17 protein-coding genes and 1 pseudogene are annotated in these 16,036 nt (G+C 70.4%); 5 read left to right on the top strand and 13 right to left on the bottom strand.

Features of this window, described 5'->3' with window-relative positions; translation table 11 throughout:
- Positions 1–24: 24 nt before the first annotated feature.
- The 11 genes from MODMU_RS08070 to MODMU_RS08020 form a co-directional block, all read right to left on the bottom strand.
- Positions 25–420: a TadE/TadG family type IV pilus assembly protein gene (locus MODMU_RS08070; RefSeq protein ID WP_014739723.1), complete on the bottom strand. Its 396-nt coding sequence runs from the start codon at positions 418–420 to the stop codon at positions 25–27.
- Positions 421–446: 26 nt separating this feature from the next.
- Positions 447–791 (bottom strand): TadE family protein, encoded by a 345-nt coding sequence (locus MODMU_RS08065; RefSeq protein WP_014739722.1) that lies wholly within the window; start codon positions 789–791, stop codon positions 447–449.
- Positions 792–918: 127 nt separating this feature from the next.
- Positions 919–1,116 carry a hypothetical protein gene (locus MODMU_RS08060; RefSeq protein ID WP_014739721.1) on the bottom strand — a complete coding sequence of 66 codons (198 nt, stop codon included), beginning with the start codon at positions 1,114–1,116 and terminating at the stop codon, positions 919–921.
- 28 nt (positions 1,117–1,144) lie between these two features.
- Positions 1,145–2,059, bottom strand: coding sequence for a type II secretion system F family protein (locus MODMU_RS08055; protein WP_014739720.1), 915 nt, complete (start codon positions 2,057–2,059; stop codon positions 1,145–1,147).
- Entirely contained in the window at positions 2,056–2,955 is a 900-nt protein-coding gene (locus MODMU_RS08050; RefSeq protein WP_014739719.1) for a type II secretion system F family protein, read from the bottom strand. The genes MODMU_RS08055 and MODMU_RS08050 overlap by 4 nt, the downstream gene beginning before the upstream one ends.
- A gap of 5 nt (positions 2,956–2,960) precedes the next feature.
- On the bottom strand, positions 2,961–4,307 hold the full coding sequence (locus MODMU_RS08045) for a TadA family conjugal transfer-associated ATPase (protein WP_231851806.1): 1,347 nt from the start codon (positions 4,305–4,307) through the stop codon (positions 2,961–2,963).
- A 64-nt stretch (positions 4,308–4,371) separates the two neighbouring features.
- Positions 4,372–5,181, bottom strand: a complete 810-nt coding sequence (locus tag MODMU_RS08040) for a CpaE/TadZ family protein (protein ID WP_014739717.1) — start codon at positions 5,179–5,181, stop codon at positions 4,372–4,374.
- A gap of 9 nt (positions 5,182–5,190) precedes the next feature.
- A complete protein-coding gene (locus tag MODMU_RS08035) occupies positions 5,191–5,745 on the bottom strand; it encodes an SAF domain-containing protein (protein ID WP_231851857.1) in 555 nt (184 codons plus the stop codon).
- Between the two features lie 128 nt (positions 5,746–5,873).
- The gene (locus MODMU_RS29380; RefSeq protein ID WP_231851805.1) at positions 5,874–6,419 is read right to left on the bottom strand and encodes a hypothetical protein; all 546 of its coding nucleotides are present in this window, start codon (positions 6,417–6,419) and stop codon (positions 5,874–5,876) included.
- A 365-nt stretch (positions 6,420–6,784) separates the two neighbouring features.
- On the bottom strand, positions 6,785–7,192 hold the full coding sequence (locus MODMU_RS08025; protein WP_231851804.1) for a hypothetical protein: 408 nt from the start codon (positions 7,190–7,192) through the stop codon (positions 6,785–6,787).
- A gap of 392 nt (positions 7,193–7,584) precedes the next feature.
- Entirely contained in the window at positions 7,585–8,037 is a 453-nt protein-coding gene (locus MODMU_RS08020; protein ID WP_014739713.1) for a helix-turn-helix domain-containing protein, read from the bottom strand.
- Positions 8,038–8,456: 419 nt separating this feature from the next.
- On the opposite strand from MODMU_RS08020, the gene MODMU_RS08015 reads away from it, so the two are divergent.
- The 3 genes and pseudogenes from MODMU_RS08015 to MODMU_RS26850 all read left to right on the top strand — a co-directional run.
- Positions 8,457–8,678: an excisionase family DNA-binding protein gene (locus MODMU_RS08015; RefSeq protein WP_014739711.1), complete on the top strand. Its 222-nt coding sequence runs from the start codon at positions 8,457–8,459 to the stop codon at positions 8,676–8,678.
- Positions 8,679–9,015: 337 nt separating this feature from the next.
- Positions 9,016–10,149: a site-specific integrase gene (locus MODMU_RS08010; protein ID WP_014739710.1), complete on the top strand. Its 1,134-nt coding sequence runs from the start codon at positions 9,016–9,018 to the stop codon at positions 10,147–10,149.
- A gap of 1,258 nt (positions 10,150–11,407) precedes the next feature.
- Positions 11,408–11,611, top strand: a pseudogene (locus MODMU_RS26850) (ATP-binding cassette domain-containing protein); the annotation flags it as partial.
- Between the two features lie 34 nt (positions 11,612–11,645).
- Here MODMU_RS26850 and MODMU_RS26845 read toward each other — a convergent pair.
- Positions 11,646–11,939 carry a hypothetical protein gene (locus MODMU_RS26845; protein WP_193375764.1) on the bottom strand — a complete coding sequence of 98 codons (294 nt, stop codon included), beginning with the start codon at positions 11,937–11,939 and terminating at the stop codon, positions 11,646–11,648.
- Between the two features lie 171 nt (positions 11,940–12,110).
- On the opposite strand from MODMU_RS26845, the gene MODMU_RS08000 reads away from it, so the two are divergent.
- A complete protein-coding gene (locus MODMU_RS08000) occupies positions 12,111–12,845 on the top strand; it encodes an ABC transporter permease subunit (protein ID WP_231851802.1) in 735 nt (244 codons plus the stop codon).
- Between the two features lie 592 nt (positions 12,846–13,437).
- On the top strand, positions 13,438–14,286 hold the full coding sequence (gene efeU, locus MODMU_RS07995) for an iron uptake transporter permease EfeU (protein WP_014739704.1): 849 nt from the start codon (positions 13,438–13,440) through the stop codon (positions 14,284–14,286).
- Positions 14,287–14,610: 324 nt separating this feature from the next.
- Here efeU and lpdA read toward each other — a convergent pair whose 3' ends face one another.
- Positions 14,611–15,978, bottom strand: a complete 1,368-nt coding sequence (gene lpdA, locus MODMU_RS07990) for a dihydrolipoyl dehydrogenase (RefSeq protein WP_014739702.1) — start codon at positions 15,976–15,978, stop codon at positions 14,611–14,613.
- Between the last annotated feature and the right edge of the window lie 58 nt (positions 15,979–16,036).

The following is a 16,036-nucleotide window of genomic DNA, read 5'->3' as shown; positions in this document are numbered from 1 at the left end:
GGCCTCGGAGGCGCTGTCGGGGGTTCATCGTTCGCGGTAGGCGTCGACGGGGCTGGTGAAGATCGCATCCACGGTCACCGAACCGGGCAGACCGGGTGCCAGAAGGTCGGCCATGTCGACGACACACGTGATCGACACAGTGACGTCGCCCGACTGGCCGGGCGGTGCTTGGAAGCCGGCGGTGTCGACATCGATCGTGGTGCGCTCGCACCCCAGGTCTTGAGCGGTCAGAGAGCGCTTCGCCTGCGCGGTGGCCGAGGCCGTCGCCGTGGCGGGATCGCCGGACAGGGAGGCTTCCCGGGCGGCCGCGCGAGCAGCCTCGGCGACGGCGCCCTCGGCGACCTGGGTCCGTCCGGCGACGACGGCGAAAGACAGCAGCAGGAGCAGCGCCGGGGCCAGCAGCGCCAACTCGACCGACACCGCCCCCCGCTCCCCGACCCGGCCGTTCATGGCGTCGGCCGTTCCACGGGGCCGACGGCGCTCTGGGTGACCGCCCAGCCGGAAAGGCCGGGGAAGAGACTGAGCGAAGTGCCGGTCACGGTCACCTCGATGCTGGTCGGTGAGGCGGCCACGGTCACGTCCCGGCCGGTGAGCAGGTCGGAGGCGGTCTGGTCGAGGAAGTCCTCGGCCGCCGTCCCGGCGCGGGCGGTCGAGGCAGGCTGTACCCGGCCCTCCCGGGCGCCTTCCTGCGCAGCGCCGAGAGCGATTGAGCGGGCGTGGAACCACAAGGCCACCTGGATCAGCGTCATGACCAGCAAGAGCACAACGGGGAACGTGACCGCCAGCTCCACCGACGCCGCGCCGCGCTCCCCGGACAGCCGTCGACCCGCCACGCCGCTGGCCCGGCGGCCAGAGACATGGCCGAGCCGGGACCACGGTGTGAGGCCGCGTGGGCTGGCGGAGCGGACCACGGACTGGCTACTGGATCGAGCTCGAGCGGGAGGTGACCGCGTTGGCGATAACCGCGACCAGCGCGACGGCGATGCCGATCAGCGCCACCGTGATGATCACCTGCTCCACCGACAGCGAGCCGCGTTCCGGCTCGTCGCGCAGGTCGTGAAGCCGCTTGCGCAGCGCCGCGCCGAGGGCGGTCAAGGTGGTGAGCAGCGGCATCATCGGACTCTCCTTCTCAGGGGCATGGCAGTCAGGTGGCCATCAGTCGGGCCAGAGCGGGATAGAGGAACAGCAACAGGAAGGCGATCGACAGCAACGCAACCGGGGCGGTGAGCTTCTCGCTGGCGGTGTTGGCCGCGGCCTCCTCCTCGGCCAGCAGCTGCACCCGCAGGGACTGGGCGCGAGCCCGCAGCGTCGGGGCGATCGACGCACCCTCGACGGCTGCGACCGCGGCGATGTCGGCGACGTCGGCCAGCTCACCGACCCCGGTGTCGGCGGCCAGCCGGCGCAGCCCGTCCCACGGCGGCTCCCCGGCCAGCCGGGCGGCGACCAGCGCGTCGGTGATCCGGGCGAATACCCACCCGTTGCCGAGTGCGGCGGCTCGTTCCAGGGCGATGGTGGGGCCCTCGCTGGCGTCACGGCGCAGGCTGACCAGGTCCAGATACGAGCACAGCGCCCGGCGCATCTGTGAGCGCGCCTCAGCGGCCTGATCACGCACGACGAGATCGACGACGAAGAAGAGGACCAGGGCCAGCGCCAGCGATCCGGCCACTGGGATCACTACTGGCAGGCGGACGCCGGCCAGCCCGAGCACGGCGGTGAGCAGCGGCACGAAGGCCGCGCCGAACGCTGCCAGGCCCACCTTGCGCGCGGCGTAGCCCTCCGGCGTCCAGCCGATCAACGCCAGAGCCTGTCCCGGCGCTCGCCGACCCGCCGCCGGCAACCGGGCGGCGGCCCAGATACCGGCGCGGCCGGCCGCCCGCGCCCACCAGTCACTCGCCGCCGGAACCGGCTTGGCCAGCGTGGGTGCGGCGCGCCCATCCAGGCGGACCAGCGCGTCGGCCAACCGCGGCTGTTCGACCACCAGGGCGGCGCGCAGCAGCAGAAACACGCCGAGCCCGACGACCGCACCGAAGCCGATCAGCAACGCCTGGGGGCCGCTCATCGGACCGGCACCTCCTCCGGGTCGAGTTCGGTCCGTCGGCTGCCATCGCGATCGACCAGGAAGCGGGTCGAGGGCACGGCTACGGTGAGCCGGCGCATCCACAGCAGGCAGCCGACGATCAGCGCGCAGATGGCCGCCAGCACCAGCTGACCCATCCCGGTGCCGTAGGGCGCCAGGTAGTCGCCGTTCAGGGCCGCCAGCCCGGCCGCCGCAACGGTGATCAGCAACAGCCAGCGGGCATTCGCGCGAGGTTTGGCGCGGTCGGCCTCGACCTTGCGGCGCATGGTGACCTCTTCGCTGAGGCTGCCCGCCAGCTCGGTCAGCACTCGCGCCAGTCCCGGCCCACGCAGCTCCGCACCCAGCAGCAGGGCGCCGACGACCAGGTCCCCAGCGGCGTCGTCGAGATCGTCGGCGAAGGCGAGCAGCGCCCGGTCCGTCGGCCAGCGCGCCTGCAGCCGCGCCGTCAGGGTGACCACCTCCACCTGAATCGGCTCGGGTGCGGTACGGGCCGAGCGCATCAGCGTCTGCTCCAGCCCACCGCCCGCAGCCAGGATGTCGGAGGTGCGGCGCACCCACTCCTGCAGCGCCTCGAGCCGCTCCACCGCGGCGTTGCCGGCGGAGAACTGCGCCAGCAGCCAGGGCACCCCGACGACCGCCAGCCCGACCAGCACCCCGCCGACCGGCCAGCCCGAAACCATCCACGCCGCGGCCGCCGCCACGCCACCGACCACCCACAGCCTTCGCTGACGCCGCGCCGCCGGGCGGTCCACCGGGGCCGTCGGACGCGGCCTGCCACGCTTGGGCCGAGCCGGCGGCTTCGGGCTGGTGAGCGCGTGGGTAAACAGCAGCAGGCCGGCGACCAAGAACGCTCCGCACACGCCGGCCAGCAGCCCCACGCCGTTCACCGTGGCCCTCCGACCGTGCTGGCCCACGGTCCCTGGCCGACTCGCAGCCAGTCGGGATCGAAGCCAACCCGCACGTAGTCCGCCAAGTCCACCGGATCATGCTCGGGCACCGCTCGCCCGTCGGGTCCCGGAGCGAAAACCTCGGTGACCGCCGGGCGTCCGCCCTCGCCGATGCCGTTGCACTCGACGACCTGGCTGACGAACCGCTGCCGCTCACCGCCGATCCACCGCTCGTCCACAGTGGTGATGTGCACGACCAGGTCGATCGCCGACGCACATGACCGGTACGCGTGCTCCGGGGTGACCGCAGCGCGGCCGCGCATGCACAGATTGGCCAGCCGCTCGAACGCGTGGTGTGCCGAGCGGGCGTGCAGTGTGCAGCACGAACCGCCCTCGCCGGCCTCCATCACCTCGATCAGCGGCCAAGCCTCCTCGCCACGGACCTCTCCCAGCCACACCCGGCTGACGTTCATCACCAACGCCTGCTCCACCAGCTCCGTCAGCGTCACCTCGCCGAGGCGGCGGCCGTCCGGGCCGCGCTCCCCGGAGCCCTCCCGGGCCTCGAACGGCACCACCCGCGGATGCCGATCGGGCAGCTCGTGCAGCAGCAGCTCGAAGTGCTTCTCGATCGTGGCCAGGTTCTCGCTCACCGGCAGCTCGTTTGCCAACGCTCGCAGCAGCAGCGTCTTGCCCGCACCCTGCGCGCCGGTGACCACGATGTTCTTCCGGGCTCGCACTGCTGCCCGTAGGAACTCCGCCAGCGGCCGCTCGATCGCCCGCAGCTCCACCATGTCGTCGAGGTCGACGTCGCGGATCCGGTGCCGCCGGATCACCAACTGCGGACGCGGCACGGTCTCGATCACCGCCGCCAGTCGAGACCCGTCCGGCAGCCGCATGGTCAGCAGCGGACTGGCCGTGGTCAGCGTCCGCTCCGAGCGGCCCAGCCGGGCGGCGATGTGCTGTAGCTGACGCACCAGGTCCTCGTCCGAGTCCGCAATCGGATCGACCCGGACGTCGCGGCCGTCGGAATAGCCGACCCACACGTTGTCGTGCCCGTGCGCCTCGATGTTCTCCACCAGCGGGTCGTCCAAGTAGGGCTGCAGCCGACCCAGCCCGAATTGGGCTGCGAAGACCGCCTCGGCGATCGCCTGTTCGTCTTCCGGGGTGGGCACCGCTTGGCCGGCGCGCATCCGTTCGCGCACCAGCTCGTCGATGCCGTCCTGGACAAGAGTGCGGGCCAGCTCCTGCTGCGCCACCGTGCTGAGTGCCGGGCTGCGCTTGAGCTCTTCGGCCAGCGCCGCCGCTGTCGACTCGTGCAGCCGGCGGACAAGCGTCCAGTCCACCGAGATCGGTGATCCGTCGGGTCCTCGAGGCACGGCCACGGCGCGGAGGAGGTGGGTGGTGGGGTCAGCGGACACGGCTGCCCCCGATCGTGGTCGCCGGCGCAGGCACGGGCGCCGGCGGTGGCGGTGGCGCCAACCGGGTTTCGTGCGCCGCGGCGAACTCCACCAAGCGGGTTGCGACCGTCCGCGCAGCCCGCAGCAGCGCTGACTGGGTGAACAGCCGACCGGCCGGCGCACCATCACTGAGCACCGACCCCGCCTTGGCATCGCGCGGCAGCGAACCGATGACCTGAACACCTAGCGCCTCGCCGATCTCCCGCTCGCCGTACGGCTCACCCGGCCCGACTACCAGCATGGCCACCATGCCGACGTGGCCGTCTTCTCCGCGGAGCTCGGCGATCGCCTGCGTCGCCGCGTGCATGGCACGCAGGGTCGAGCCGGTGACCAGGACCACGGCGGCAGCCCGCCGGACGACGGCGACCGGGAAGTGCTCGGCGCGCAACCGACCGCAGTCGGCGATCACGTCGATAGCGCCGTCCTCCACCGACGCCAACGAGGCAGCCAGTCGGTCCCAGTTCACATGTCGGGCGCCGGCAGGGTCGGCCAAGCCGGGCAGGAGTCGCGCCCGCCTCTCGGGGTCGAGCCACAGCAGCTGGCTGTCGAGATGTCGGGCCAAACCGCCACGCCGCGCCGCGAGCTCCAGGTCGGCCAGCCCGCCGGCGGACAACTCCCCTCGGCCGTATCCCGTCAGCACGTCCCCGCCGGCGGGGTCCAATTCGGCAAGGACCACCGGCCGCGGCCAGGACAGCGCCAGCGCCAGGCCGCTGGTGGTCACCCCGGGCGCGCCCTTGGCCGAGCACAGCGCGATCAACACGGCAGCCGCCTACTCGCCGGCGACCACGACGATGGCGACCAGGCCTGCAGCGGCGCGAGCGGCGACGTCCGGCCCGTCGGCCGCGGCAACGAGCACGTCGACCACTCGGAGACCGTCTGTTCCCGGCGGACCTGTCTGCACCACGGTCGCGTCCACCACGCCTGGAGCGCCTCCCTCGGCCGCAACTGGAGCGCTGCCTGCGGCCACGGGCACCAGGAGGACGTCATCGCCGGGCCGCAGGGCGGTTGTCGGCAGCTGCACCGTCGACACCCCGACGCCGACCAGTTGCTGGCCAGTGGCCGGGAGGCGCTGATCGGTCAGCGCGTCGCGGGTGAGCAGCGAACCCGGCGTCAGGGTGGTCGCCGCCACCATGCCGATCACTTGGTCGCGGTCACCGTACGGAATGGGATGCAACGCCGGATCCGGTGAAATTCTCGCTTCCACCAGGTCGGCAGCGGTGATCGCCTGGCCCCAGGGCACCTCCCGGGCGAGTGCGATCACCGGAGACGTCTGACCCAACGACGTCGCCAGGTAGGTTGCCCCCAGCGCTCCGAGGACCACCATGGTCACCGCGAGCGCCAGCAGGGCCGGACGGCGCCGGCGACGCGGCGGCGGCAACACCGGCGCCCGCGGCAGCCCGTTGCCCGCTGGGGAGGGAGGCGCCGCGCCGGTCGTCGGCGGCTGAGTGCGAGTCATCGACTGCCCCCGTCCTGGTTGAGGACGTGCAGTTCACCGACGAACAACTCTGACGACGAGGACAGTTCCAGCGTCTCTGTTCCCGACAGCCCCCCGCCGGACCAGGTGACCGTCCACGTACTCGTTGCGGTGATCGGCCACGAGCCCCCGCCGGGCACGTGCCGGCTCGACGCCTGCGCATAGACATGGCCGCAGTCCGGAGACTTTCCCTCCGCCCCCGGCGAGTACGGCGTCCCGGCGCCACAGGTCACCATCGTGCCATCCCCCATGTCCCAGACGATGCGGCTGACCTCGCCTACCGCAGCGACCGTGACGCCACCGGCCGAGACGGACTGCCGCGTCGGCCCGAGGAACTCCTCGCCGCGCTCGGTCCACATCCATACAGGCAGGCCGACCAAGCCACTGGTGGAACCCGGGGGCGGCGCCAGCCGGATCTCCGGTGCTCGCATCACGAGCGACGCGATTGCCTGCTTCGCCAGCGCGCGCGGGTCCACGGGCGGCCCCGCAGGCGGGGCGGAGTTGTTTGTGACGAAGATCAGCATTGTGGTCAGTCCGGACCTGTCGGGTCGCGGGCACACCTGCACGTACATCACTCCGTCGGCCGGAGAACGTCCGTCCCACACCGCACTGGTCGGCGCCGGCTGCGGCTGGGCCACGGAGTAGGTGCACGGGCTCGGGCTCGGGCTCGGCACAGAGTCGCCTCCGCCGGTGTTCCGACCCCCACCAAGGTTGTCACCGCCGACTATGGAGTCCGCGTCCGCATCCTGACCGGGAGAAGTCGCTTCGACCAGGCAGATGCCGGTCTGCGCATCCTGCTTGGCGCACGCGACGGGTGCTGCCATAGCCCTGCCCAACCCGCCAGGGGCCGCGAGCATCACGGCCGCCAGCAGGACCACGCCGCCCGCCCTCAGCATGGCCGGTCCGTCAGCGGGTCCAGCTGGTTGACCAGCCACGGGGATCCAGGTTCGGCCTCGTAGCGCGTCACGGTGATGTCCCAGCCGTACCGCAGGGGAGTCCCCGGTGGCACGACCTCGCCGGTCTCCACCTTCACCACCCGCGTGCTCTGACTGTCGTAGCAGCCCGTGATCCTCACGGTCGGCCCTTCGGGAGCCGCCAGATCGACGTCGGTGACCTCCAACTCGACTGCAGTGTCGCCTTCCTGACGGAGACCGATCGTTGCGTAATCCCGCACCGCCGTGACGGCGAGCAGAGCGGCGGGGTCGCCTGACAACCGCCGGATCTGCGGCTCCCAGTCCCTGGCGCCTGGGTCCTTCTTGGCCGCGTCGGTCACGCGCAGCATCTCGTTGACGACCATGGTCGCGGTCTCTGCCGCCTCCTCCTCGGGAGTCGGCGCGCTGCTCGTCACAGGGACGGACGGAGTCCGCGACGACGAAGACGTGACCGCGCTCGGTGAGGAGTCCGGACTGGCGTCGCCGTCCGCGCAGCCGGAGAGGGCCAGCAACACCAGGGGTATGCCGGCCGTCCACCGCCGCCTGGTCATCGCGACTGCCCTCGCCGGGGCAGCAGGCCACATTGCAGCGCGAGCATGACCCGAGAGCGGTTGCGCTGCGAGCCTCAAGGGCACGCTGGCCGATGTCGCGTTCGACTCGGTCGTGCGGGCCATGGGCACCTCCCGGGCGGTGGGTGGGGGAAATTACCACCAAGATCGCCCTTCAGAGCAAGCCTTTCCCCCCGTAATTCTCCTGTTCAGCCGCCGAAAGACGCCAAGGCCGCGTGGTTGCTACGGGAACGGCGGACGGCCGCCTCCACGCGGGCGACGTCCATGCCGAGGACTTCGGCGACGGCGGCGATCACCTTGGCGGAGTCATCCACACCGGGGCGACCGTCCTCCAGGCGCACGTACGTCATGACGGACAGACCCGGAGCAGTCACCTGGTTCGTGGCGAAGCCGGCAGCTAGGCGGAGGGCCGCCAAGGGCGGGTCCCCTGCATCGACGTCGAGCAGGTACAACGGGTCGACGCCCAGCGCGGATGCCAGCCGCGGCACGAAGCGGGGTCGCGGACGCTCGAGACCCGTCTCCCACACCCGGACACGCGCCGGGCCGGAGAGCCCCAACTTCGTGGCCAACTCTTCTCTCGTCAGCCCCACGGCCTCACGGGCAGCCTGCAAGCGGTCGCCTCGAAGCAGTGGCCGCGCCATGGCAGCTCTCCCCCACATGACCCGTTTGGTGGACACCCGCCCGTGGCGCTGAACCCTAGCGCCCGCGTGGCTGCCTCGGACTCCCAACGCTCGTGCTGCGCGGCGCGCAGCGACGTCATCCCGCAGCCCGGGAAGCTCCCTCCGCCCATGGGCCCTGGAGACCAACTGGAGGATGGCGTGCTGGGCGATGCCGACGGCCACGACACTGCTGCCAGCACCGCTTGTGTTGTCACGGCCTATCGATCGATCCCGATGCCCAGACGGGAGAGAAACCGGAACATCGCGCGCCAGGCTTCATGCATGAAATCCGCAACCGATGACCAAGCACGGCGTCCTCGATGGCTCTCCGGTTCCATCCCGGCCTTCGACACCGACCGCCCCGTTCGCGGACGCCCTGTTCGCCCGCAGGTCGGTACCTGATGTCCGTGACGACGTCGGAACGAGTGGCGCCAACCGAACGGAACGACCCCCTGCTGACAGTCGTCGAGGCGGGGGACTACCTGGGCACCGGAGAACGCTTCATCCGCCGGCTGATCGCTCAACGGCGAATCACCTACGTCAAGCTCGGCAAGTACGTCAGGCTCCAGCGCTCAACGCTCGACGCATTCATCGAGGCCGGACGTGTCACGAGTGAGGAGTAGGCGACCCCCGGCATGCAGGCAACGACCGTTGTAGCGCGACTAGGGGAAGCGGAAGACCGCGGCGTTACTCATCCCCGCTAGGCCACATGTACGCCGTCCCTTTGTCCTCCGTCAGCGACGACATGACACGAGGTCTGCGGCGATACGACCGAGCTCATGCGAAGCCAAGTACTGACGCTCCCAGCTTCCTTGATCAGTCGATCACTGCACATCGACCTGAGGAAGTCAAGACCTCCGCTGAAGCAGTGGAGTGCAAGAGCTGATCGACGCCGAGGCGCCGACACCTCCCCGCGGTCACGCGACGCTCCCCTCGGCTGTAAGACACGGAGAGGTCGTCATGAGTCGAAGAGGCTGGGGCACGGTCCGCAAGCTTTCCTCTGGCCGCTACCAAGCCCGCTATCCGGATGGCTCGGGGACCCAAGTCTCGGCGCCGTCCACATTCGCCACCAAAGCTGAGGCCGATAGGTGGCTCGCAAGAGCGCAGACCGAGATGGACTCGGGCCGATGGGCCAACCCGAAGGCGGGCAAGGAGACGCTCAAGGGCTACGCCGAGCGGTGGGTCGAGACTCGCCTAGTCCGGGGCCGGCCGCTGGCCCCTCGCACCGCGGAGCTCTACCGGGCACAGCTCAAGAACCACATCATCCCGGCTTTGGGAGCGACACAACTTCGCCAACTGGAGACGTCGGCCGTCCGGGCCTGGTACGGCAAGCTCAGCGGTCCGGGAGGGCCAGGCCAGGTCACGGCGGCCAAGTGCTACCGACTGCTGCGTGCCATCTGCACCACGGCCGTGGACGACAACCTCATCGGCCGGAACCCATGCGCCATCCGCGGGGCGGGGCAGGAACGGTCCAGCGAGCGACCGATGTTCAGCCTTGCTCAAGTCCAGGCGCTAGTCGATGCCGTCGAGGATCGGTGGCGAGCGCTCATCCTCCTGGCCGCCTGGACGGGCCTCCGCATCGGTGAGCTTTCAGCACTGCGCCGAGAGCATCTCGACCTAAAGGCGGGAACCGTAAGCGTGAAGAGCGCCGTCGTCGATGTGATCGGACAGGGGCGTTCCTACGGTCCGCCGAAGTCGGTCGCTGGTCGCCGAGCTGTGGCGATCCCGCCGCACATCATCGGCGACCTCGAGCACCACCTCGCGATGTACGCCCAGGCCGGTGCCCAGGGACTGGTCTTCGTGGGGCCGAAGGGCGGGCCCATCCGGCGCAACAACTTTTCCTCACGGGTGTGGGCACCAGCTGCGGAGGCAGCCGGGCTCCCGGCCGGCTCTCACCTGCACGACCTGCGGGGTTGGGGCGCCACCATCGCCGCGCGGCATGGAGCCACCACCAGGGAGTTGATGCACCGGCTCGGGCACGCCTCGCCCGCCGCAGCGTTGCGCTATCAGCGCGCAGAGCAAGAGCGAGATGCCGCTCTCGCCGCCTCCATGAGCGCGGCACTGAGGCAATCGGAAGGCATGGCCCCGTCGTAACCGGCGTTGATCAGCGGAGACACCGCTCGGCAGAACCACCCTTCCCGAGCTGACCGTGCGGGTCGGATTCGCGTCACCTGCTCCACCGCGGTGTGGCAGGAACCGTTCACAGTGTCCCGCGAAGTTGCCTTACACCCACGGAGTGCGCCAAGAACCTCCGCGTCAGGCGACGCTGGCCGCCGCGATAGCCAGCACGAATCGCGGCCGAGGTAGTTGTGGTCCTGCTGGTGCAGTACCAGCTCCACGATCCGCCCGTCCCGGGGATGCCAGACCTGTCCGGGGACTGGAGACGTCGACTGTGCAAAGGCTCAGGTGCCCGGTCAGCTCGACGACGCGGTGCTCGCCGAGGCTCAGGTGGCGCAGTATCGCCAGGCGCGTCGGGTCAGACAAGCTGTGGAACAGGAAGGCCGCTGGCGACGGACCATGAGTTTCGACCTGAGGGAGCGTCGAGGGCAACACCCTCCGAAGTGGAGTAGCGCAGTTGGGATTCTCTGGACTGCGACGACGATCACAACTGCACCCGTAGGTCCCCGCGCACGAGCGCCCGGTCGCGAACAGTCACGCGGTGTCCGCGGTCGCCGATCGCCGCACTGCGACGTTGTATGACAGCGGTTCGGTCGACACGCGCTTGCTGGCGTCCCGCTGACCGCCAGGCGCAGGTTCGCGCACTTGCCGGTTCTTCCCGGTGGCTTCGCTGGCCGGGACAGTGGCAACTATGGGTCCCCGGCCAGGTTCCCTGTGACGGTCACGATCGCGGGCTTGGCTTCTCCTCGGGACTCGACCGGGCGGGCTGGTCGTCGAGGGCCTGGTCGTGGTTTTGGGCGGCCGGTGAGGTCCCGCCTGCCCGCTCCAGCGCCGTGAAGGCGGCCGCGAGGCCCGCTGTCCTGGGAGCAAGCGAACGATCAGGCTGATGAGACCGAGAAGCGCGTCGCTCGCCGATCGTGATGGATGGCGGCCGTGGACGGCAAGACGGCCGACGGGCAGATCAAGGTCCCACCAGTCGGTCGGCGCCGCCGCAAAGCGAGCGACCGAGCCCAAGATGACAGGAGTCGACTCGTGGCCCACCCGATGTAGCAGACCCAACCTGCGTCGGAGTGGGTGCGACCTGGGTCGTGGCCGGGTCGTGGCCGGGTCGTGCCTGAGGTCGCAGCCGCAAGCGCGCCGCGGGCCGGAAGCCCCCCCACCTCCGGGGGGAATCGGCGCGCCACGCCCGGTGCAGCGGTCGACAGCGCTCGGCGGGCGGGGGCACAGTCCCGCCATGCAGCCAGTACAGGAGACCGGTGGGCCCGGTGACGAGGTCGTGGTGCTGGACGGGCTCACCAAGCGCTACGGGAGCCGCACCGTCGTCGACGACCTGTCCCTCACCGTCCGTCGCGGGGAGGTGTACGGCTTCCTCGGCCCCAACGGCGCCGGCAAGACGACGACCCTGCGGGCCCTGCTCGGGCTGATCCGGCCGACCAGCCGTAATAACTTCGTATAGCATACATTATACGAAGTTATACGAGGTCGAACGCGCCGAGCAGCGGAGCGGCGACGTTGACGACCAGGTTCTCGATCGCCAGCACCCAGACCAGCCCCAGCCCGATCGGCAGCGCGGTGCTGCGCAGCGCCCGTCCCCAGCAGCATCCCCAGCGCGCCCCACGTGGCGGCGATGAGCAGCCCGCCGCCGAACCCGCGCAGCAGCTGCCCGGCCCCGGGCCAGTCGACGGTCGCCGAGGCGCCGGCCGCGATCCGCCCAGCTCGACCAGGGCGGTGAGCAGGAAGCTCAGCAGCACGGTCGCGGCCAGCACCACCAGCAGCGCCAGCAGCTGACCGGCGAGGACCGTCAGCCGGCGGGGCCCTGGGCGAGCAGCGTCTTGAGCGTGCCCCAGCCGTACTCGCTGCCGGCCAGCAGCGCGCCGAGGGTGAGCAGCAGGGCCCCGCCGAACAGCGGCAGCCCGGACATCGTATAACTTCGTATAATGTATGCTATACGAAGTTATTACGCGGCTCCTCCTACGAGGGGCAGCCCGCCCGAGGCGCTGCTGGCGAGCACGCTGCCCGACCGGCTGGTGGAGAACACGCTGTCCGGGCTGCCGCTGTTCGGCGGGGCCCTGCTGCTCACCCTCGGCGCGCTGCTGGCCGGCAGCGAGTACGGCTGGGGCACGCTCAAGACGCTGCTCGCCCAGGGCCCCCGCCGGCTGACGGTCCTCGCCGGTCAGCTGCTGGCGCTGCTGGTGGTGCTGGCCGCGACCGTGCTGCTGAGCTTCCTGCTCACCGCCCTGGTGAGCTGGGCGATCGCGGCCGGCGCCTCGGCGACCGTCGACTGGCCCGGGGCCGGGCAGCTGCTGCGCGGGTTCGGCGGCGGGCTGCTCATCGCCGCCACGTGGGGCGCGCTGGGGATGCTGCTGGGGACGGCGCTGCGCAGCACCGCGCTGCCGATCGGGCTGGGGCTGGTCTGGGTGCTGGCGATCGAGAACCTGGTCGTCAACGTCGCCGCTCCGCTGCTCGGCGCGTTCGACGCGGCGCAGGCCGCGCTGCCCGGGGTCAACGCCGGGTCGCTGGTGGCCGCGCTGGCCGGGGACCACGCGGAGCTGCGCACCCCGGGTGTCGCGGCGATCGTCGACGGCGGTCAGGCGGCGTGGGTGCTGGCCGGCTTCCTCGTCGTCTTCACCGCGCTGACCGGTCTGCTCCTCACCCGCCGCGACGTCACGTAGCGGGAGGGGTGACGTAGCGGGGAGGACCCTCCCCGCTACGCCGCCGGCGAGTGGTCGCGGTTGAGCAGGATGGCCAGCTGGGTGCGGGTGCGGACGTCGAGGCGGCGCATCACCGCGGTCAGGTCGCTCCGGGCCATCACCGGGAGCCTGTCTTGTCACACGCCCTCGAGCGCTGTTCGCGGTTGACATATCTAGGCCAGGCAGTGCCAGTCGCGGCGGGGTACTGCGCCAGGCTCGTCCGCCGCCCATGAACACGAGCTGACTAGTTACGACGACCATGGCGCTGACCGTCAGGTTCCAGCCGTCCGGAGTCGCCGGTGCAGTTGGGAAGGGCGGGCGCAGCCAGAGGGCCGAAATGACAGCGAGCTCGAGCGGCAGATCGCCGGTTGGGCCGCAGGGGTGAGGTTGGCGCGAGAGGGACCGTAACGGGTGAGGAGCTCAAGCGTGCTGAGTTGGCCCTCTCCCGGGCGCCCTCCCACACCGCCCGACGGAGTCAGAGGCAACGCCTGTGTCGAAGGGCCGCTGGCGAACCCCGCGTTGGCGACGTGGTGAGGTAAGGCTAGCTTCATATGCCTCGACCTAGGGAGCCCCCGTGTTCGCCAACTACCTGATCGGTCTGCGTGAGGGCCTTGAGGCCGCGCTGGTGGTGAGCATCCTCGTGGCCTATCTGGTCAAGGCCGGGCGCCGAGATCGACTCGCTCCCGTGTGGACCGGCGTTCTCGCGGCCGTGCTGTTGAGCTTGGCATTCGGCGCCCTGCTGACCTTCACCTCCAGCGTTCTCAGCTTCCAGGCGCAGGAGGCCTTCGGCGGCATCCTCTCGATCGTCGCCGTCGGCTTCGTCACCTGGATGGTGTTCTGGATGCGGCGCACCGCCCGGTCGCTGTCCGCGGAACTGCATGGCCGGATGCAGGCCGCGCTGGCAATGGGCACAGGGTCGTTGGTTGTGACCGCATTCCTCGCGGTCGGCCGCGAGGGCCTGGAGACGGCCCTTTTCATTTGGTCGACGGTCCAGGCCACCGGCCAGAACACCCAGCCTGTGATCGGCGCAGCGCTCGGTCTGCTCACCGCCCTGCTGCTGGGCTACCTGTTCTACAAGGGCGCGCTGCGGATCAACCTCGCCACGTTCTTCCGCTGGACCGGGTCCCTGCTCGTCGTCGTTGCGGCCGGCGTGCTGTCCTATGGCGTGTACGACTTGCAGGAAGCTGGCCTCCTGCCGGGACAGAACACCCTGGCGTTCGACGTCTCCACCACGGTGCCGCCGGACAGCTGGTACGGCACCCTGCTCCGGGGCACCCTCAACTTCACCCCGACCACCAGCTGGCTGCAGGCGATCGCTTGGTCGATCTACATCGTGCCGGTCCTCATCCTCTTCCTCCGCCCGCAGCGGACCGCGGCAGCACCTCCCGTGACGCCGTCCAGTGCTGCCTCGCCCGCCCGCTGACCCGGCCGCGACTGCTCCAGCTGATCGGCGGTCCGATGATCTAACGGCCGCCGCGGGAACAATTCGCCGCCCGCACGGGTGACTGACATCGCGGACAGCGGCCCAAGGCGGCGCTCTCGGCGAGCCAGATTGCGGAGAACATCAACGCCGTCGCGACGGCCACCACATCCACGACCCGCGCGATGACCGAGGCGCAGAGCGCCATCGACGAGGTCGCCCGCATGGCGACCTCACTCCACAGTTCGGTCGCAAAGTTCCGCTATTGAGTGACCGCCGGGTTGCCACGCGCGGGCCCGCATCACGTAAGGCGCTGAGGGCGCGCCGTCAGTCGTGCGCATGCAAGGGCTTGCCTGCGAGAGCCAAGGCGGCTTCACCGATGGCGTCGTTCTGCGTGGGGTGGGCGTGCACGAGGCGGGCGACGTCGTCGGGATAGGCCTCCCAGTTGACCATCATCTGGCCCTCGCCGATGAGCTCGCCGACCCGAGCGCCGAGCATGTGGACACCGACGATGGGGCCGTCCGTCTCCCGCACCAATTTGATGAAGCCGGCGGTCTGCAGCATCTGACTCTTCGCGTTGCCGGCCAGGTTGTACTCGGTGATCTCGACGCGGTCGGCGCCGTACTGCTCCCGGGCCTGCGCCTCGGTGAGTCCCACCGATCCGATCTGGGGCTCGCAGTAGGTGACGCGTAGGATGCCGGACTCGATGATCGGTGCCGGATTCTGGCCGGCGATCTGTTCGGCGACAAAGATGCCGTGCTGGAAGCCGCGGTGCGCCAACTGCAGGCCGGGCACGATGTCGCCGATGGCGTACACGTTGTCGACGCCGGTGTGCAGCCGCTCGTCGGTGAGGACGAAGCCGCGGTCCATCGGGATGCCGTTCTCCGCGTAGCCCAGGTCGGCGGTGGCCGGCCCGCGACCGATGGCCACCAGCAGCAGATCCGCCTCGAGGGTCTTCCCGTCCTGGGTGGTGACCACAACGCCCTTGTCGGACTGGGTCGCGCCAGCGAACATCGTGCTGGTGTGGAAGGCGATCTTCCGCTTGCGGAACGCGCGTTCCAGGCCCTTGGACAGGGCCTCGTCCTCACTGGGCACCAGGCGGGGCAAGCCCTCGACGATGGTCACGTCGGCGCCCAGCGACTTCCAGACCGAGGCGAACTCGACGCCAATCACGCCGCCGCCGAGGACGATCACGCTGGCGGGCACGCGGTCCAGTTCGAGCGCCTGCTCAGAGGTGATGATGCGCCCGCCGATCTCCAGGCCCGGCAGCGACCTCGGATAGGACCCGGAGGCCAGCACGACGTTGGCCCCCCGGTACTGAGTGCCGTCGACCTCGACGGTGTCCGGGGCGACGAGCCGTCCCCAGCCGCCGATCAGGTCGACCTTGCGAGACGACACGAGGCCCTGCAGCCCCTTGTGCAGGCGGCCGACGACGGAGTCCTTGAACGCATGCACGGCGGCCATGTCGATGCTGCCGAAGGTGCTGAGCACGCCGAACGTGCCGCTCTCCCGGATGGTGTCGGCCACCTCCGCCGAGTGCAGCAACGCCTTGGTCGGGATGCATCCGCGGTGAAGGCAGGTGCCGCCCAGCTTGTCGCCCTCGATCAGGGCGACCGTCATGCCGAGCTGCGCGCCGCGCAACGCTGCAGCATATCCGGCGCTACCTCCGCCGAGGACGACGAGGTCGTAGTCCACAGTTCCCCTCCAGTGCACGTCGATGAGCAGTCTTCCCGGCCGTCGAGGTCGACGAGGC

It is taken from the genome of Modestobacter italicus, from assembly GCF_000306785.1.
In the GTDB taxonomy this organism is placed as follows: domain Bacteria; phylum Actinomycetota; class Actinomycetes; order Mycobacteriales; family Geodermatophilaceae; genus Modestobacter; species Modestobacter italicus.
Note: the sequence above shows the minus strand (reverse complement) of the source record. Positions and strands in the feature narration are given on the sequence as shown.